This window comes from Enterobacter sp. RIT637, assembly GCF_019718755.1.
In the GTDB taxonomy this organism is placed as follows: domain Bacteria; phylum Pseudomonadota; class Gammaproteobacteria; order Enterobacterales; family Enterobacteriaceae; genus Enterobacter.
On record NZ_JAIHAZ010000025.1, the window covers coordinates 1 to 17,986 of the forward strand.

The 17,986-nt window shown below is 56.8% G+C and carries 17 protein-coding genes; 11 read left to right on the forward strand and 6 right to left on the reverse strand.

Annotation, left to right across the window (positions count from 1 at the left end; genetic code table 11):
- From mnmE to rpmH, 5 genes are all read right to left on the reverse strand, one after another.
- A partial coding sequence (gene mnmE, locus K5E19_RS22050) for a tRNA uridine-5-carboxymethylaminomethyl(34) synthesis GTPase MnmE (protein ID WP_221553097.1) occupies nt 1-871 on the reverse strand: 871 nt, incomplete at its 3' end.
- 72 nt (nt 872-943) lie between these two features.
- Nucleotides 944-2,587 (reverse strand): membrane protein insertase YidC, encoded by a 1,644-nt coding sequence (yidC, locus tag K5E19_RS22055; RefSeq protein WP_221553098.1) that lies wholly within the window; start codon nt 2,585-2,587, stop codon nt 944-946.
- Between the two features lie 2 nt (nt 2,588-2,589).
- Nucleotides 2,590-2,847, reverse strand: a complete 258-nt coding sequence (gene yidD / locus K5E19_RS22060; protein WP_001307474.1) for a membrane protein insertion efficiency factor YidD — start codon at nt 2,845-2,847, stop codon at nt 2,590-2,592.
- On the reverse strand, nt 2,811-3,170 hold the full coding sequence (gene rnpA / locus K5E19_RS22065; protein WP_032640303.1) for a ribonuclease P protein component: 360 nt from the start codon (nt 3,168-3,170) through the stop codon (nt 2,811-2,813). Before rnpA ends, yidD begins: the two co-directional genes overlap by 37 nt.
- Nucleotides 3,171-3,186: 16 nt before the next feature.
- The gene (gene rpmH, locus K5E19_RS22070) at nt 3,187-3,327 is read right to left on the reverse strand and encodes a 50S ribosomal protein L34 (RefSeq protein WP_000831330.1); all 141 of its coding nucleotides are present in this window, start codon (nt 3,325-3,327) and stop codon (nt 3,187-3,189) included.
- A gap of 601 nt (nt 3,328-3,928) precedes the next feature.
- On the opposite strand from rpmH, the gene dnaA reads away from it, so the two are divergent.
- Genes dnaA through gyrB form a run of 4 tightly spaced genes read left to right on the forward strand, consistent with a single transcriptional unit; the run spans nt 3,929 to nt 9,941 of the window.
- Nucleotides 3,929-5,323 carry a chromosomal replication initiator protein DnaA gene (gene dnaA, locus K5E19_RS22075; protein ID WP_010426558.1) on the forward strand — a complete coding sequence of 465 codons (1,395 nt, stop codon included), beginning with the start codon at nt 3,929-3,931 and terminating at the stop codon, nt 5,321-5,323.
- 4 nt (nt 5,324-5,327) lie between these two features.
- Complete coding sequence (dnaN, locus tag K5E19_RS22080; RefSeq protein WP_010426557.1) at nt 5,328-6,428, forward strand: DNA polymerase III subunit beta; 1,101 nt, start codon at nt 5,328-5,330, stop codon at nt 6,426-6,428.
- Nucleotides 6,428-7,501 carry a DNA replication/repair protein RecF gene (recF, locus tag K5E19_RS22085; RefSeq protein ID WP_212474367.1) on the forward strand — a complete coding sequence of 358 codons (1,074 nt, stop codon included), beginning with the start codon at nt 6,428-6,430 and terminating at the stop codon, nt 7,499-7,501. Before dnaN ends, recF begins: the two co-directional genes overlap by 1 nt.
- Before the next feature lie 28 nt (nt 7,502-7,529).
- On the forward strand, nt 7,530-9,941 hold the full coding sequence (gene gyrB, locus K5E19_RS22090) for a DNA topoisomerase (ATP-hydrolyzing) subunit B (protein WP_221553100.1): 2,412 nt from the start codon (nt 7,530-7,532) through the stop codon (nt 9,939-9,941).
- A 33-nt stretch (nt 9,942-9,974) separates the two neighbouring features.
- Here gyrB and K5E19_RS22095 read toward each other — a convergent pair whose 3' ends face one another.
- Nucleotides 9,975-10,910, reverse strand: coding sequence for a LysR family transcriptional regulator (locus K5E19_RS22095; protein ID WP_221553101.1), 936 nt, complete (start codon nt 10,908-10,910; stop codon nt 9,975-9,977).
- A gap of 110 nt (nt 10,911-11,020) precedes the next feature.
- Between K5E19_RS22095 and K5E19_RS22100 the strand changes: the two genes are divergently transcribed.
- From K5E19_RS22100 to K5E19_RS22130, 7 genes are all read left to right on the forward strand, one after another.
- Nucleotides 11,021-12,046, forward strand: coding sequence for an NAD(P)-dependent alcohol dehydrogenase (locus K5E19_RS22100; protein WP_221553102.1), 1,026 nt, complete (start codon nt 11,021-11,023; stop codon nt 12,044-12,046).
- A 115-nt stretch (nt 12,047-12,161) separates the two neighbouring features.
- Nucleotides 12,162-12,974: a sugar-phosphatase gene (gene yidA / locus K5E19_RS22105; RefSeq protein WP_047347427.1), complete on the forward strand. Its 813-nt coding sequence runs from the start codon at nt 12,162-12,164 to the stop codon at nt 12,972-12,974.
- Nucleotides 12,975-13,200: 226 nt separating this feature from the next.
- Nucleotides 13,201-13,890 carry a D-galactonate utilization transcriptional regulator DgoR gene (gene dgoR, locus K5E19_RS22110; RefSeq protein WP_003861109.1) on the forward strand — a complete coding sequence of 230 codons (690 nt, stop codon included), beginning with the start codon at nt 13,201-13,203 and terminating at the stop codon, nt 13,888-13,890.
- On the forward strand, nt 13,887-14,765 hold the full coding sequence (locus K5E19_RS22115; RefSeq protein WP_221553103.1) for a 2-dehydro-3-deoxygalactonokinase: 879 nt from the start codon (nt 13,887-13,889) through the stop codon (nt 14,763-14,765). Before dgoR ends, K5E19_RS22115 begins: the two co-directional genes overlap by 4 nt.
- A complete protein-coding gene (locus K5E19_RS22120; RefSeq protein ID WP_221553104.1) occupies nt 14,749-15,366 on the forward strand; it encodes a 2-dehydro-3-deoxy-6-phosphogalactonate aldolase in 618 nt (205 codons plus the stop codon). The genes K5E19_RS22115 and K5E19_RS22120 overlap by 17 nt, the downstream gene beginning before the upstream one ends.
- Nucleotides 15,363-16,511 (forward strand): galactonate dehydratase, encoded by a 1,149-nt coding sequence (dgoD, locus tag K5E19_RS22125; protein WP_047957400.1) that lies wholly within the window; start codon nt 15,363-15,365, stop codon nt 16,509-16,511. The genes K5E19_RS22120 and dgoD overlap by 4 nt, the downstream gene beginning before the upstream one ends.
- Nucleotides 16,512-16,626: 115 nt before the next feature.
- A complete protein-coding gene (locus tag K5E19_RS22130) occupies nt 16,627-17,964 on the forward strand; it encodes an MFS transporter (RefSeq protein ID WP_221553105.1) in 1,338 nt (445 codons plus the stop codon).
- Nucleotides 17,965-17,986: the final 22 nt, after the last annotated feature.

The following is a 17,986-nucleotide window of genomic DNA, read 5'->3' on the forward strand; positions in this document are numbered from 1 at the left end:
GCCAGGCGCGTTCGATACCGATGCGTTCAACTTCGTCGCTGGCATCTCGCAGGCCCGCGGTGTCGATAATATGCAGCGGCATCCCGTCGATGTGGATATGCTCGCGCAGCACGTCGCGGGTGGTTCCGGCGATATCCGTCACGATCGCCGCTTCACGGCCCGCCAGGGCATTCAGCAGGCTCGATTTCCCGGCGTTAGGGCGTCCGGCAATCACTACCTTCATCCCTTCACGCAGCAGGCTGCCCTGACGCGCTTCGGCGCGAACGGCGTCGAGATCGTTCATCACCTGGTTGAGCTGGGCTTCGATTTTACCGTCAGAGAGGAAGTCGATCTCCTCATCCGGGAAGTCGATAGCCGCTTCCACGTAGATCCGCAGGTGAGTAAGTGCTTCCACAAGATGATTCACGCGGGCGGAGAATGCGCCCTGCAGCGAGTTCAGGGCGGAGCGGGCCGCCTGTTCAGAACTGGCGTCGATCAGGTCTGCAATCGCTTCTGCCTGTGCCAGGTCGAGCTTGTCGTTGAGGAAAGCACGCTCGGAGAACTCACCCGGCTTCGCAATGCGCAGGCCAGGCAGGGTCAGAATACGTTTTAACAGCAGGTCGAGGATAACCGGGCCGCCGTGGCCCTGCAGCTCCAGCACGTCTTCGCCGGTAAAGGAGTTCGGGCCGGGGAACCACAGCGCAATGCCCTGGTCCAGCGGCGTGCCGTCGGAGTCCTTAAACGGCAGGTAATCAGCGTAGCGCGGCTTTGGCAGTTTACCCAGCACCGCTTCGGCCACCTCGCGCGCCTTCAGGCCGGAGATGCGCAGAATGCCTACACCACCGCGTCCCGGTGGGGTTGCCTGGGCGACGATAGTGTCGTTATGGCTCATGGTTGGTCTCGTTCAATACAAATAAAAAAGGCGGTCAATCGACCGCCCTTATTTTAGCGTTAACTTACCGAATCAGGACTTTTTCTTTTCGCGGCTATGCAGGCCACGTTTTTCCAGACCACGGTAAATCAGCTGCTGCTGGATGATGGTCACCAGGTTGCTGACGATATAGTACAGCACCAGACCTGACGGGAACCACAGGAAGAACACGGTGAAGATGACCGGCATAAAGGTCATGATCTTCTGCTGCATCGGGTCGGTCACGGTGGTCGGCGACATCTTCTGGATGAAGAACATCGTCACGCCCATCAGGATCGGCAGGATGTAGTACGGGTCCTGTGCGGAAAGGTCATGGATCCACAGGGCGAACGGCGCGTGGCGCAGCTCAACGGAACCCATCAGCATGTAGTACAGCGCAAGGAAGATTGGCATCTGAATCAGCAGCGGGAAGCAACCACCCAGCGGGTTCACTTTCTCTGCTTTATACAGGGCCATCATTTCCTGGCTCTGACGCTGTTTGTCATCGCCCAGACGCTCACGCATAGCCTGAATCTTCGGCTGCAGCATACGCATCTTCGCCATGGAGGTGTACTGCGCTTTAGTCAGCGGGTACATGATGCCACGAACGATGAAGGTGATAACGATGATGGAGAAGCCCCAGTTACCCAGGAAGCTGTGGATGAACTTCAGCAGCTTAAACAGCGGCTGAGAGATGAACCACAACCAGCCGTAATCAACGGTCAGATCCAGGTGCGGCGCAACAGCAGCCATTTTGTCCTGGATTTCCGGGCCGACCCACAGGGTGCTTGCCAGCTTACCGGTTTGACCCGGCTGAACCAGAACCGGCTGAGACTTGTAGCCGATGGCTGCAATACCGTTGCCGAGGTTCGCGGTGTAGAAATTGTTGGTACCGTCGTTATTTGGCACCCACGCAGTGGCGAAATACTGCTGCAGCATTGCCACCCAACCGCCTTTAGCGCTGACGTTCAGGTTTTCGTTATCGGCAATGGTGTCGAATTTGTATTTCTCGTACTTCGCATCAGGCGTGGAGTACGCCGCGCCGCGGAAGGTATGCAGCGCAAAGTTGCTGCTTCCGGTGTCACGGTGAGACGGCAGATTGATGGACTGCTTCAGCTGACCAAAGGTAGACAGTTCCAGTGGTTTCGCACCGGTGTTCTGTACGCTGTAGCCCACGTTCACCGCATACTCACCGCGTTTCAGGGTGAAGGTTTTGGTGAAGGTGTTGCCCGCGGCGTCGGTGTAGGTCATCGGGATAGCGAGTTCGTTCTGACCATCAGCCAGCACAAAGGTGTCTTTCTCGACGTTATACAGTGGACGCGCACCGTTAGCCGGGTTATCCGGGCCATCACGACCGGTCAGGCCGCTCTGAGCCTGATACAGGAACTCAGGTGTGGTTTCCAGTAACTGGAACGGTTCGGTAGACTTCAGCTCTTTCGGGTAGGTCAACAGCAGCGCCTGCTCAACATCACCACCACGGGTGTTGATAGTCAGCTCAAGCACATCGGTCTTAACCGTAATCTGTTTCCCCTGGCCACTGGCCGGTACGCCCTGGTCGGCGGCGCTACCCGCTGCGGTGGTCGTGGTCTGCGTGGTCTGCTGCTGGGGTTGAGGATTTTTATCCTGCTCCCATGCCTGCCAGATCATGAAAGACACGAACAACAAAGCGATGATAAGAAGATTGCGTTGCGAATCCATCGTTAGTGTTCTCTGGTATCAAAGGGTCCTGGAGGGACGGGGTCGTCTCCACCTGGGTGTAAAGGGTGGCATTTTAATACGCGTTTCACCGTCAACCAACTGCCTTTTATCACTCCAAACCTGCGCAATGCCTCAATTCCGTAGCTTGAGCATGTAGGCGTGAAACGGCAATGTGGCCCGAGTAGCGGACTAATCAGGCGTTGATAGACCCGAATGAGGGCTATCAGGACCCGTGAGCCAGGCGACAGTGGCGGCGCCATAATTTTTCCAACGCTTCCGAGAGAGCACGGTTATCGAGGTCGGCAACCCCTTTCTTCGCCACCACCACGAAATCCATAGAAGGCAGTTCGTGCTGACGTAAACGGAAGCTTTCACGCGTCAGACGTTTAATCCGATTGCGTTCATGCGCACGCTTAACATTTTTCTTGGCGACTGTGAGACCGATGCGGGGATGCCCCAGCGAATTTTGGCGGCCGAGGATGGTGATTTGCGGCGTGCCAGCCCGTAGTGGCTGCTGGAAGACGAAAGTGAAATGAGCGGGAGTTAACAAACGTAACTCCCTGGGAAATGCTAGCTTAACCACTCAGGGGTTAGCTTTATTACTTGGAAACGGTCAGACGAGCGCGGCCTTTAGCACGACGACGTGCCAGAACCTGACGACCATTTTTAGTAGCCATACGAGCACGGAAGCCGTGAGAACGGTTGCGCTTCAGTACAGACGGTTGAAAAGTGCGTTTCATGGCGATTTCTACCTAAACTTGAATAAATTCACTGACTTTTGCGTATACCCGAACGAGTTTCGAACGACTAACGCCTCAGCGTGGGTGATTAAAGAGGCCGGATTGTAATAATTGTACACTCCGGAGTCAATTCTCTTTCCTTATTTCCCGCGTATTTCCGCACGTTTTCGCGTGGAAAATGAGCAACGGACGACGCAGGAAGATGAGCATCACGCGCCGGGTCGAGGATTATACGGGCTCCCCAACAAAGCGCAAGGATCGTCCCGGATCTTCGTTAGATCATTTAAGCAATAAATTGTCTGTGCTCATTAATTTTTCCAATATGCGGGCTAAATCGTGGGGCACTCGCGTCAGGATCGTTTACACTTACCCGGTTTCGGATCTTCCTGTGGATAAATCGGGAAGAATCTGTGAGAAACAGAAGATCTCTGGCTCAGTTTAGGCTATGATCCGCGGTCCCGATCGGGATCCCAGGATCCTGGTCAGGATTAAATTGCAGATAGCAATTCGCACATCCCCCTTTTGCACAGGGTCATGTCGATGTGCGCCAACAATCATGAATATTCAATAGTTTTCTTTTATTGTTCGAGTGGAGTCCGCCGTGTCACTTTCGCTTTGGCAGCAGTGTCTTGCCCGATTGCAGGATGAGTTACCAGCCACAGAATTCAGTATGTGGATCCGCCCGTTGCAGGCGGAACTGAGCGATAACACGCTGGCTTTGTATGCGCCAAACCGTTTTGTGCTCGATTGGGTCAGGGACAAGTACCTTAATAATATCAATGGACTGCTGAACGATTTCTGCGGGTCAGATGCCCCACAGCTGCGCTTTGAAGTGGGCACAAAGCCGGTCACCCAAACCGTACGTGAAACCGTAAACGTAGCCGCGCCTGCTCAGGCTGCTCCTGCTCCGGCCCCTCGCGTCGCACCTGCTCGTCAGGGCTGGGATAACGTCCCTGCGCCCGCTGAGCCAACCTATCGCTCCAACGTTAACGTTAAGCACACCTTCGATAACTTCGTTGAAGGTAAGTCGAACCAGCTGGCGCGCGCGGCGGCCCGTCAGGTTGCTGATAACCCCGGTGGTGCCTACAACCCGCTGTTCCTTTATGGCGGCACGGGTCTGGGTAAAACGCACCTGCTGCATGCGGTGGGCAACGGCATTATGGCGCGCAAGCCCAATGCGAAAGTGGTGTATATGCACTCCGAGCGCTTCGTTCAGGACATGGTAAAAGCCCTGCAAAACAATGCGATCGAAGAGTTTAAACGCTACTATCGTTCCGTTGACGCGCTGCTGATCGATGACATCCAGTTCTTTGCCAATAAAGAACGATCGCAGGAAGAATTTTTCCATACCTTCAACGCCCTGCTGGAAGGCAATCAGCAGATCATTTTGACCTCGGATCGTTATCCAAAAGAGATCAACGGCGTTGAAGATCGTCTGAAATCCCGCTTCGGCTGGGGCCTGACCGTGGCGATCGAGCCACCGGAGCTGGAAACCCGCGTCGCGATCCTGATGAAGAAAGCCGATGAAAACGACATTCGCCTGCCGGGTGAAGTGGCGTTCTTCATTGCCAAGCGTCTGCGCTCCAACGTGCGTGAGCTGGAAGGCGCGCTGAACCGCGTTATCGCTAACGCCAACTTTACCGGTCGTGCGATCACCATCGATTTTGTGCGTGAAGCGCTACGCGATTTGCTGGCATTGCAGGAAAAACTGGTCACCATCGACAATATTCAAAAGACGGTGGCTGAGTACTACAAGATCAAAGTGGCAGATTTACTGTCTAAACGTCGTTCCCGCTCGGTGGCGCGTCCGCGTCAGATGGCGATGGCGCTGGCAAAGGAGTTAACCAACCACAGCCTGCCGGAAATTGGGGATGCGTTTGGTGGCCGTGACCATACGACCGTGCTGCACGCTTGTCGTAAGATTGAGCAGTTACGCGAAGAAAGCCACGACATAAAAGAAGATTTTTCCAATTTAATCAGAACATTATCATCGTGACGCTATGAAATTTACCGTTGAACGTGAACATTTATTAAAACCGCTGCAACAGGTGAGTGGCCCATTAGGTGGCCGCCCAACGCTGCCTATTCTCGGAAACCTGCTGCTTCAGGTCGCGGACGGTACGCTGTCGCTGACCGGCACGGATCTGGAAATGGAAATGATCGCGCGCGTTACGCTGACGCAGCCGCACGACGCGGGCGCGACCACGGTTCCGGCACGTAAGTTCTTTGATATCTGCCGTGGGCTGCCGGAAGGCGCTGAAATCGCCGTGCAGCTTGAAGGCGACCGTATGCTGGTGCGTTCTGGCCGCAGCCGTTTCTCGCTCTCCACGCTGCCTGCTGCAGACTTCCCGAACCTGGACGACTGGCAGAGCGAAGTTGAATTCACCCTGCCACAGGCGACGATGAAGCGTCTGATTGAAGCCACGCAGTTCTCCATGGCGCATCAGGACGTTCGTTACTACTTAAACGGCATGCTGTTCGAAACCGAAGGTGAAGAGCTGCGTACCGTGGCCACCGACGGCCACCGTCTGGCGGTCTGTTCTATGCCGATTGGCGATTCACTGCCAAATCATTCGGTGATCGTACCGCGTAAAGGCGTAATTGAGCTGATGCGTATGCTCGACGGTGGCGACACGCCGCTGCGCGTGCAGATCGGCAGCAACAACATCCGCGCACACGTGGGTGATTTTGTCTTCACTTCGAAGCTGGTTGACGGTCGTTTCCCGGATTATCGCCGCGTATTGCCTAAGAACCCGGACAAAACGCTGGAAGCAGGCTGCGATAGCCTCAAGCAGGCCTTTGCCCGTGCCGCGATCCTCTCGAACGAGAAATTCCGCGGCGTGCGCCTGTACGTGAGTGAAAACCAGATCAAAATCACCGCTAACAACCCGGAGCAGGAAGAGGCAGAAGAAATTCTGGACGTCACCTACGCCGGAACCGAGATGGAAATCGGCTTTAACGTCAGCTACGTGCTGGATGTGCTGAATGCACTGAAATGCGAGAACGTGCGCATTCTGCTGACCGACTCCGTTTCAAGCGTACAGATTGAAGATGCGGCCAGCCAAAGCGCGGCTTATGTTGTCATGCCAATGAGACTGTAATGTCGCTCACCCGTCTGTTGATCCGCGACTTTCGCAATATCGAAAGCGCGGATCTCGCTTTATCCCCTGGCTTTAATTTCCTGGTTGGCGCGAACGGCAGCGGCAAAACCAGCGTGCTGGAAGCCATCTATACGCTCGGCCACGGTCGGGCGTTTCGCAGTTTGCAGATTGGTCGCGTCATTCGCCACGAGCAGGAATCCTTTGTTCTGCACGGACGTTTGCAGGGGGCGGAGCGGGAAACCGCCATCGGCCTGACCAAAGACAAGCAGGGCGACAGCAAGGTGCGCATCGACGGTACCGACGGCCATAAAGTGGCGGAGCTGGCGCTGCTGATGCCAATGCAGCTGATTACGCCGGAGGGGTTTACTTTACTCAACGGCGGCCCCAAATACAGAAGAGCGTTCCTCGACTGGGGATGCTTTCACAACGAAGCCGGATTCTTTAACGCCTGGAGCAACCTGAAGCGCCTGCTCAAGCAGCGTAACGCCGCGTTGCGCCAGGTAACACGCTACGCCCAGCTGCGTCCGTGGGACATGGAATTAATCCCTCTCGCGGAACAAATCAGCAACTGGCGTGCCGAATACAGCGCAGGTATCGCCGAAGACATGGCCGACACCTGCAAACAGTTTTTACCCGAATTCTCTCTCACCTTCTCCTTCCAGCGCGGCTGGGAGAAAGAGACGGATTATGCCGAGGTGTTAGAGAGAAACTTCGAGCGCGATCGCATGTTGACCTACACCGCGCACGGCCCGCACAAGGCGGATTTCCGCATTCGTGCCGACGGTGCACCGGTGGAAGACACGCTGTCGCGCGGGCAGCTCAAGCTCCTGATGTGTGCGCTGCGCCTGGCACAGGGAGAGTTCCTCACCCGCGAGAGCGGAAGACGCTGCCTGTACCTGATAGATGATTTTGCCTCGGAACTCGACGACGCGCGGCGCGGGCTGCTTGCCAGCCGCTTAAAAGCCACGCAGTCGCAGGTTTTCGTCAGCGCCATTAGCGCTGAACACGTTATAGACATGTCGGACGAAAATTCGAAGATGTTTACCGTGGAAAAGGGTAAAATAACGGATTAACCCAAGTTGAAATGAGCGAGAAACGTTGATGTCGAATTCTTATGACTCCTCCAGTATCAAAGTCCTGAAAGGGCTGGATGCGGTGCGTAAGCGCCCGGGTATGTATATCGGCGACACGGATGACGGCACCGGTCTGCACCACATGGTATTCGAGGTGGTAGATAACGCTATCGACGAAGCGCTCGCGGGTCACTGTAAAGACATCGTGGTCACCATCCATGCGGATAACTCCGTCTCCGTCACCGATGATGGTCGTGGCATCCCAACCGGTATTCACCCGGAAGAGGGCGTCTCTGCTGCGGAAGTGATCATGACCGTTCTGCACGCAGGCGGTAAGTTCGACGATAACTCCTATAAAGTTTCCGGCGGCCTGCATGGCGTTGGCGTCTCCGTGGTTAACGCCCTGTCGCAGAAGCTGGAGCTGGTAATCCAGCGCGAAGGCAAAATTCACCGTCAGATCTATACGCACGGCGTGCCGCAGGCACCGCTGGCCGTCACCGGCGATACCGACAAAACCGGTACCCTGGTACGTTTCTGGCCGAGCCATGAAACCTTCACCAACGTCACCGAATTTGAGTACGACATCCTGGCGAAACGCCTGCGTGAACTGTCGTTCCTGAACTCCGGCGTCTCTATCCGCCTGAAAGATAAGCGTGACGGCAAAGAAGACCACTTCCATTACGAAGGTGGTATCAAAGCGTTCGTTGAGTATCTGAACAAGAACAAAACGCCAATTCACCCGAATATTTTCTACTTCTCCACCGAAAAAGACGGTATCGGCGTGGAAGTGGCGCTGCAGTGGAACGATGGTTTCCAGGAAAACATCTACTGCTTCACCAACAACATTCCACAGCGTGACGGCGGTACTCACCTTGCAGGCTTCCGTGCGGCGATGACCCGTACCCTGAACGCCTACATGGACAAAGAAGGCTACAGCAAGAAAGCGAAAGTCAGCGCCACCGGCGACGACGCCCGTGAAGGCCTGATTGCCGTTGTCTCCGTGAAGGTGCCGGATCCGAAGTTCTCCTCACAGACCAAAGACAAGCTGGTCTCTTCCGAGGTGAAATCGGCCGTTGAGCAGCAGATGAACGAACTGCTGAGCGAATACCTGCTGGAAAACCCGTCCGACGCGAAAATCGTGGTGGGCAAAATTATCGATGCGGCGCGTGCCCGTGAAGCGGCGCGTAAAGCCCGTGAAATGACCCGTCGTAAAGGCGCGCTGGACTTAGCAGGCCTGCCGGGCAAACTGGCTGACTGCCAGGAACGCGACCCGGCGCTGTCTGAATTGTACCTCGTGGAAGGGGACTCCGCGGGCGGTTCTGCGAAGCAGGGCCGTAACCGTAAGAACCAGGCGATTCTGCCGCTGAAGGGTAAAATCCTCAACGTTGAGAAAGCCCGTTTCGACAAGATGCTCTCTTCTCAGGAAGTGGCGACGCTCATCACCGCGCTGGGCTGCGGCATCGGCCGCGATGAGTACAACCCGGACAAACTGCGCTACCACAGCATCATCATCATGACCGATGCGGACGTCGACGGATCGCACATCCGTACGCTGCTGTTGACCTTCTTCTATCGTCAGATGCCTGAAATCGTTGAGCGTGGCCACGTCTACATTGCACAGCCGCCGCTGTACAAAGTGAAGAAAGGCAAGCAGGAACAGTACATTAAAGACGACGAAGCGATGGATCAGTACCAAATCGCGATCGCCCTTGATGGCGCGACCCTGCACGCGAACTCGCACGCCCCTGCACTGGCCGGTGAGCCGCTGGAGCGTCTGGTGTCCGAGTTCAACGCGACGCAGAAAATGATCACGCGTATGGAACGCCGCTATCCGAAAACGCTGCTGAAGGAGCTGGTTTATCAGCCAACCCTGACCGAAGCCGATCTGAGCGACGAGCAGACCGTGACCCGCTGGGTGAACGCCCTGGTGACCGATCTGAACGAGAAAGAGCAGCACGGCAGCATGTGGAAATGTGATATCCAGCAGAACGCCGATAAGCAGTTCGAGCCTATTATTCGCGTGCGTACCCACGGCGTTGATACCGACTATCCGCTGGAACACGAGTTTGTGACCGGTCCGGAATACCGCCGTATCTGCTCGCTCGGCGAGACGCTGCGCGGGCTGATCGAAGACGATGCGTTCATCGAACGTGGCGAACGTCGTCAGCCGGTAGCCAGCTTCGAGCAGGCGCTTGACTGGCTGGTGAAAGAGTCCCGTCGTGGTCTTGCGATCCAGCGCTATAAAGGTCTGGGCGAAATGAACCCGGACCAGCTGTGGGAAACCACCATGGATCCGGAAAGCCGCCGCATGCTGCGCGTAACAGTTAAGGACGCGATAGCTGCTGACCAGCTGTTCACGACCCTGATGGGCGATGCGGTTGAACCACGTCGTGCCTTCATCGAAGAGAACGCCCTGAAAGCGGCAAATATCGATATTTAATCGTCGTTATACCGCACGATAACTGGCCGCGCTTTAGCGCGGCTTTTTTGTGGGTGCAGGCATATCCAGCGACATCACGGACGGTAAACGGCTCGCCAGCGTATCTATCGCTATTCTTACCCTCAGCGGCAGATGCGGCGTCTGCTGCCAGACCGCATGAACGTTGAAATGCACATCCGGTGCCTGCTTCAGGAGCGGGACGAGTTTACCCTGGTGAATATCTTTGACGACCATCCAGCAGGGCAGCCATGCAATGCCGTGTCCGGCCAGCGCAGCGTCGCAGATCGCCTGCAAATCATCCATATTGAGCGACGATCGGGGCGTAAAGGTGTGCGACGTTCCTTCGTTATCCATCAGCTGCCAGGACAACACTCTGCCTGCGCTCAAATAGTTAATGGCCGTATGCTGGGGTAAATCTTTAACGCTTTGTGGCTGGCCTTTCTTCAGCAGATACTCCGGCGCGGCGCACAGCACCATGCGGTGTTCTCCCAGCTTTCTGGCGACCAGCACGCTGCTGTCCTGAAGCGTGCCGTTACGCACCGCCATATCAAACCCTTCCTCCACCAGATCCACCACGCGGTCGCTGAATGACATTTCCAGTTCAAGCCCGGGGTGTTCCTGCGCCAGCGCTATCAGCAGCGGAGCGACACACTGGCGACCAAACAGCACCGGCATGGCAACGCGCAGGCGACCGCTGACCTGCTGTTTCCCTGTTTCAAGCAGCGATTCCGCACCCCGAATCTCCTCCAGCGCGCGCAGGCAGCGTTCATAAAAAAGAGCGCCGTTATCGGTCAGACTCTGGCTGCGGGTGGTGCGGTGAAAAAGACGTACCCCCAGCCGCTCTTCAAGGCGGGCAATGCTTTTTCCTACCGCCGAGCGTGACAAATGCAGACGGATGGCGGCCTGAGCAAAACTTCCCGCCTCAACGGCGGCCACAAAAACAGGAATATCCTTCAGCGTATCGGTCATGGATTGTATCCATTATGGCGTCAATAAAGCGAAAACTTATCGCCACTGGCGACGGTTAGTCAACGGTAGACTGTCAGGACTAAAGCTCATCTGATGGCAGGAGAAATAAAATGACAGAGACAATGCAACGCTGGTCCATGGACGCCCTCGGGCGCGAGAACCTCAAGCTGACTCAGGCACCCGTTCCACAGCCCGGCCCGGGTGAAGTTCGCGTGCGGGTGAATGCCGTTGCGCTTAACTATCGCGATAAAATGGTTGTTGAAGGCACAATGCCGATCCCGCTTTCCTTCCCGTTTACCCCGGCGTCTGACATGGCCGGCGTAGTGGACAGCATTGGTGAAGGCGTTACGCGCTTCAAACCCGGCGCGCGCGTCATCTCAACCTTCTTCCCTGAGTGGATCGACGGTAAGCCGCAGGCGGACGCGCGCAATCTGCCCTATAAAACGTCCGGCGGATACTTCCAGGGTATGCTGTCCGAGTATGTGATTGTGAAGGAAGACGCGCTGGTGGCCTCGCCTGAGACTCTGGATGACGCCGAGGCCAGCACGCTGCCCTGCGCAGGGCTTACCGCCTGGTTTGCGCTGGTGGAACGCGGCCAGCTGCGCGCCGGGCAATCGGTGCTGGTGCAGGGAACGGGCGGCGTGGCGCTCTTTGCTTTGCAAATCGCAAAAGCGCACGGGGCTGAGGTGATTGTCACCTCCGGAAGCGATGAAAAACTGGCGCAGGCCAAAAAACTGGGGGCTAATCAGGGCATCAACCGTCTGAAGGGCGACTGGGCTGAAAATACGCTGGCGCTCACGCAGGATCGCGGCATCGACCATATTATCGAGACCGTAGGGGGAGAGAACCTGAAGCATTCCCTGCGCGCCGTTGCCGTTCACGGGCGTATATCGGTGATTGGCGTGCTGGCCGGGACGGAGATTACCCTCTCTGCTGGCGAACTGCTGCTGAAATCCCCCGTCATTCAGGGGATTGGCGTAGGGCACCGCCGGGCGCTGGAAGATTTCGTCCGCGCTGTGGATGTCACCGGACTGAAACCTGTGATCGAACATCGCTACCGTTTTAACCAGCTTGAAGAGGCGTTTGAACACCTCGATCGCGGGGCGTTTGGCAAAATCGTCCTCACCCGCGAGTAAGTCAGCGTTCCCCGGGATTTGCGTAAAAGGGGTGTTTCTGTTGCGCAATGTAGCTCTATTTTTGTGGGCTTAATCGCGTTAGCATGAGGCAGCACTCATTTATCCCGGGGATCTCATGGCTATCAAACTCATTGCAATCGACATGGACGGCACGCTGCTGCTGCCAGACCACACCATCTCTCCAGCCGTTAAAAACGCGATCGCCGCCGCCCGCGCGAAGGGCGTGAATGTGGTTCTGACCACGGGCCGTCCGTATGCGGGCGTACACAGCTACCTGAAAGAGCTGCACATGAATCAGCCGGGCGACTACTGCATCACCTACAACGGTGCGCTGGTGCAGAAAGCCGCAGACGGCAGTACCGTGGCGCAAACCGCGCTGAGTTACGATGACTACCTGTTCCTGGAAAAACTGTCCCGCGAAGTGGGGTCCCACTTCCACGCGCTCGATCGCAATACGCTTTATACCGCTAACCGCGATATCAGCTACTACACGGTACATGAATCCTACGTTGCGACCATTCCGCTCGTGTTCTGCGAAGCAGAGAAGATGGACCCGGCGACCCAGTTCCTGAAAGTAATGATGATCGACGAGCCCGAAATTCTGGATAAAGCCATCGCGCGCATTCCGGCAGAGGTAAAAGAGAAGTACACCGTGCTGAAAAGTGCGCCGTACTTCCTCGAAATCCTCGATAAACGCGTCAATAAAGGCACCGGCGTGAAATCGCTTGCTGATGCGCTGGGTATCAAGCCGGAAGAGATCATGGCGCTGGGCGACCAGGAAAACGACATCGCGATGATTGAGTTTGCGGGCATGGGCGTGGCGATGGATAACGCCATTCCATCCGTGAAAGAAGTGGCCAACTTCGTGACCAAATCCAACCTGGAAGACGGCGTTGCCTACGCGATCGAGAAGTTTGTGCTGCAATAACGCTTATTTTCGATCATCGGCCTCGGTTATCAACCGGGGCTTTTTTTTGCGCTGAATTTATTGAATTGTTCTTTTTGTGATCTGGATTGTAGTACAACATTAATTGATTGTACTACATTACAACCACGGCAAAGACGAACTCCCTCACGTTTGTACTGCAAAAGTGAGGCGAAATTCAGCGGTCGCGGTAAAGTAGTGATGGACACACAGAGCACAAGGACTCTCCATGACTCTCAATAAAACCGATCGCATCGTCATTACGCTGGGCACCCAGATTGTGGGGGGCAAATACGTTCCCGGTTCGCCGCTGCCGGCAGAAGCCGAACTGTGTGAGGAGTTTGAAACCTCGCGCAACATCATCCGGGAAGTATTCCGCTCGCTGATGGCGAAGCGCCTGATTGAAATGAAGCGCTATCGCGGCGCGTTTGTTGCTCCGCGCAACCAGTGGAACTACCTCGATACCGACGTACTGCAGTGGGTGCTGGAAAACGACTACGACCCGCGGCTTATCGGCGCGATGAGCGAAGTCCGAAACCTGGTTGAACCGGCCATCGCCCGCTGGGCGGCGGAGCGCGCAACCTCCGGCGATTTGGCGCAGATTGAGTCGGCTCTAAACGACATGATCGCCAATAACCAGAACCGGGAGGCGTTCAACGAGGCGGACATTCGCTACCACGAAGCGGTGCTGCAGTCGGTGCATAACCCGGTATTACAGCAGCTTAGCGTGGCGATCAGCTCGCTACAGCGAGCAGTATTTGAACGTACCTGGATGGGCGATGAGGCCAACATGCCGAAAACGCTCCAGGAACATAAAGCGCTGTTCGATGCGATACGGCATCAGGACGGCGATGCGGCAGAGCAGGCGGCGCTTACCATGATTGCCAGCTCGACACGAAGGCTGAAGGAAATCACATGACATCTCGCTACATCGCAATTGACTGGGGATCGACCAATCTGCGCGCCTGGCTTTATCAGGGCGAGCAGTGCCTGGAGAGCAGGCAATCAGAAGCAGGCGTGACGCGCCTGAATGGTAAATCCCCCGAGGCGGTGTTAGCAGAGGTCACACAAAACTGGCGCGATGGCGCCACGCCGGTGGTCATGGCGGGTATGGTCGGCAGTAACGTAGGCTGGAAAGTCGCGCCTTACCTGCCGGTTCCTGCCCTTTTCTCCGCTATTGGCGAGCAGTTAACGTCCGTTGGCGACAATATCTGGATCATTCCCGGTTTGTGCGTCTCTCGCGACGATAACCACAACGTAATGCGCGGCGAAGAGACGCAGCTGCTTGGCGCGCGCACGCTTTCTCCTTCTTCTGTCTACGTTATGCCCGGAACGCACTGCAAGTGGGTCCAGGCCGATGCTGAGCAAATCCACGATTTTCGCACTGTGATGACCGGCGAACTGCACCATTTGCTGCTCAACCATTCGCTGGTTGGGGCCGGTTTACCTGAGCAGGTTGCCTCGGCGGAGGCGTTTGCTGCCGGTCTTGAACGTGGGATCGCTTCTCCAGATGTTTTGCCGCACCTTTTTGAGGTTCGCGCCTCGCACGTGCTGGAAAATCTCCCGCGCGAGCAGGTCAGCGAGTTTCTCTCCGGCCTGCTGATTGGCGCAGAGGTCGCCAGCATGCGTGATTTCATCGCGCACGAGCAGGCCATCACGATTGTCGCAGGTGCATCGCTGACGTCGCGCTACGAGCAGGCGTTCCGCGCCGTGGGGCGTGATGTTGCAACGGTATCCGGCGACACGGCATTTCAGGCAGGAATAAGGAGCATCGCTCATGCAGTGGCAAACTGATCTTCCCCTTATCGCAATTTTGCGCGGCATCACGCCCGATGAGGCGTTAGCCCACGTCGGCGCGGTTATCGACGCCGGATTCGACGCGGTGGAAATCCCGCTTAACTCTCCAGAGTGGGAAAAAAGCATTCCGGCCGTGGTGGAGGCCTTCGGCGATAGGGCGCTGATTGGCGCAGGCACCGTGTTGCAGCCTGAGCAGGTGGATCGGCTGGCGAAGATGGGCTGCAGGCTTATCGTCACGCCCAACATTCAGCCTGAGGTGATCCGCCGTGCGGTGAGCTACGGCATGACCGTCTGTCCGGGCTGCGCTACCGCCACGGAAGCCTTTACTGCCCTGGATGCGGGTGCACAGTCGCTCAAAATTTTCCCATCATCGGCTTTTGGTCCGGACTACATCAAGGCGCTGAAAGCGGTATTGCCCGCCAGCGTGCCGGTCTTTGCCGTGGGCGGCGTAACGCCAGAAAACCTGGGCCAATGGATGAGCGCGGGCTGTGTGGGCGCGGGACTGGGCAGCGATCTGTATCGTGCCGGACAGTCCGTGGAACGTACCGCACAGCAGGCGGCAGCATTTGTGAAAGCGTATCGAGAGGCAGTGAAATGAAAATAACCAAACTCACCACGTACCGTTTACCCCCGCGCTGGATGTTCCTGAAAATCGAAACCGATGAAGGCGTTGTGGGCTGGGGCGAACCGGTGATTGAAGGGCGCGCGCGCACCGTTGAAGCGGCAGTACACGAGCTGGGCGAATACCTGATTGGTCAGGATCCGGCACGCATCAACGACCTGTGGCAGGTGATGTACCGCGCGGGCTTCTACCGTGGGGGGCCGATCCTGATGAGCGCCATCGCCGGTATCGACCAGGCGCTGTGGGATATCAAAGGCAAAGTGCTGAACGCGCCGGTCTGGCAGCTGATGGGCGGCCTGGTGCGCGACAAAATCAAAGCCTACAGCTGGGTCGGCGGCGACCGTCCTGCGGAAGTGATCGACGGCATCACGCAGTTGCGCAACATTGGCTTTGACACCTTCAAGCTCAACGGCTGCGAAGAGATGGGCGTTATCGACAACTCGCGTGCGGTAGACCGGGCGGTGAATACCGTGGCGCAAATCCGCGAAGCCTTCGGCAACGAGATTGAGTTTGGCCTGGATTTCCACGGCCGCGTCAGCGCGCCGATGGCCAAAGTGCTGATTAAAGAGCTGGAGCCGTATCGTCCGCTGTTTATCGAAGAGCCGGTGCTGGCCGAGCAGGCCGAGTACTATCCGAAACTGGCAGAACAGACCCACATTCCTATCGCGGCGGGTGAACGTATGTTCTCGCGCTTCGAGTTTAAACGCGTGCTTGAAGCGGGCGGGATTGCGATTCTGCAGCCGGACCTTTCTCACGCGGGCGGCATCACCGAATGCTACAAAATTGCCGGGATGGCAGAAGCTTACGATGTGGCGCTGGCACCGCACTGCCCGCTCGGGCCGATTGCGCTGGCGGCCTGCCTGCACGTCGACTTTGTCTCCCGCAACGCCGTGTTCCAGGAACAGAGCATGGGGATTCACTATAACAAGGGCGCGGAACTGCTCGATTTTGTGAAAAACAAAGAAGACTTCAGCATGGAAGGCGGTTTCTTTAAACCGTTAACGAAGCCGGGCCTTGGCGTGGAAATTGACGAAGCCAAAGTCATTGAGCTGAGTAAAAATGCGCCGGACTGGCGTAATCCACTCTGGCGTCATGAAGACGGTTCCGTAGCCGAGTGGTAAACCGCCGGATGGCGCTACGCTTATCCGGCCTACTCCCCCGTAGGCCCGGTAAGCGCAGCGCCACCGGGCAAAAAAACGTACATACAAAAATATAACCCTCTGTAAATTACAGGGCATGGTGAGCGGCTTCGCTATGCCCAAAATCTGGAGACAGATTGCGATGGATATTCCAGTTACTGCTGCAAAAACCGGGCGTCGCCGTTACCTGACGCTAATCATGATCTTTATTACCGTGGTCATTTGCTATGTCGACCGCGCCAACCTGGCCGTGGCATCGGCCCATATTCAGGAAGAGTTTGGCATCACCAAAGCGGAAATGGGCTACGTCTTCTCGGCGTTTGCCTGGCTGTATACGCTCTGCCAGATCCCCGGCGGCTGGTTCCTTGACCGCGTGGGTTCGCGTTTGACCTACTTCATCGCCATTTTCGGCTGGTCCGTGGCGACCCTGTTCCAGGGCTTCGCGACCGGGCTGATGTCGCTGATTGGCCTGCGCGCCATCACCGGGGTTTTCGAAGCGCCCGCGTTTCCAACCAACAACCGCATGGTGACCAGCTGGTTCCCGGAACACGAGCGCGCGTCTGCCGTTGGCTTTTACACCTCCGGGCAGTTTGTTGGCCTGGCGTTCCTGACGCCGCTGCTGATCTGGATCCAGGAGCTACTGAGCTGGCACTGGGTGTTCATCGTCACCGGCGGGATTGGCATTATCTGGTCGCTGATCTGGTTCAAGGTCTACCAGCCGCCGCGTCTGACCAAAAGCATCACCAAAGCCGAACTGGACTACATCCGCGACGGCGGTGGCCTGGTGGACGGCGATGCGCCGGTGAAAAAAGAGGCGCGTCAGCCGCTGACCAAAGCGGACTGGAAGCTGGTCTTCCACCGTAAGCTGGTGGGCGTTTATCTGGGCCAGTTCGCGGTGACCTCCACGCTTTGGTTCTTCCTCACCTGGTTCCCGAACTACCTGACCCAGGAAAAGGGGATCACGGCGCTGAAGGCGGGCTTTATGACCACCGTGCCGTTCCTCGCGGCGTTCTTCGGGGTGCTGCTCTCCGGCTGGCTGGCCGATAAGCTGGTGAAAAAAGGCTACTCGCTGGGCATGGCGCGTAAAACGCCGATTATCTGTGGGCTGCTGATCTCCACCTGCATCATGGGTGCCAACTACACCAACGATCCGGTATGGATTATGACCCTGATGGCGGTGGCGTTCTTCGGTAACGGTTTCGCCTCTATCACCTGGTCGCTGGTGTCGTCCCTGGCGCCGATGCGGCTGATTGGCCTGACCGGCGGCGTATTCAACTTTGTCGGCGGGCTGGGCGGGATCACCGTACCGCTGGTCATCGGCTACCTGGCGCAGGACTACGGCTTCGGCCCGGCGCTGGTGTACATCTCCGCCGTGGCGCTGATCGGGGCACTCTCCTACATCCTGCTGGTGGGCGACGTGAAACGAGTAGGCTAATCCCTGCGGATGTTTTACCCTG

Coding starts and splice junctions, on each gene's coding strand:
- K5E19_RS22100 (WP_221553102.1), top strand. CDS start 11,021: ATGACAGAGACAATGCAACGCTGGTCCATGGACGCCCTCGGGCGCGAG.
- yidC (WP_221553098.1), bottom strand. CDS start 2,587: ATGGATTCGCAACGCAATCTTCTTATCATCGCTTTGTTGTTCGTGTCT.
- K5E19_RS22120 (WP_221553104.1), top strand. CDS start 14,749: ATGCAGTGGCAAACTGATCTTCCCCTTATCGCAATTTTGCGCGGCATC.
- K5E19_RS22130 (WP_221553105.1), top strand. CDS start 16,627: ATGGTGAGCGGCTTCGCTATGCCCAAAATCTGGAGACAGATTGCGATG.
- K5E19_RS22095 (WP_221553101.1), bottom strand. CDS start 10,910: ATGACCGATACGCTGAAGGATATTCCTGTTTTTGTGGCCGCCGTTGAG.
- K5E19_RS22115 (WP_221553103.1), top strand. CDS start 13,887: ATGACATCTCGCTACATCGCAATTGACTGGGGATCGACCAATCTGCGC.
- dgoR (WP_003861109.1), top strand. CDS start 13,201: ATGACTCTCAATAAAACCGATCGCATCGTCATTACGCTGGGCACCCAG.
- gyrB (WP_221553100.1), top strand. CDS start 7,530: ATGTCGAATTCTTATGACTCCTCCAGTATCAAAGTCCTGAAAGGGCTG.
- yidD (WP_001307474.1), bottom strand. CDS start 2,847: ATGGCGCCGCCACTGTCGCCTGGCTCACGGGTCCTGATAGCCCTCATT.
- dgoD (WP_047957400.1), top strand. CDS start 15,363: ATGAAAATAACCAAACTCACCACGTACCGTTTACCCCCGCGCTGGATG.
- recF (WP_212474367.1), top strand. CDS start 6,428: ATGTCGCTCACCCGTCTGTTGATCCGCGACTTTCGCAATATCGAAAGC.
- yidA (WP_047347427.1), top strand. CDS start 12,162: ATGGCTATCAAACTCATTGCAATCGACATGGACGGCACGCTGCTGCTG.
- rpmH (WP_000831330.1), bottom strand. CDS start 3,327: ATGAAACGCACTTTTCAACCGTCTGTACTGAAGCGCAACCGTTCTCAC.
- dnaN (WP_010426557.1), top strand. CDS start 5,328: ATGAAATTTACCGTTGAACGTGAACATTTATTAAAACCGCTGCAACAG.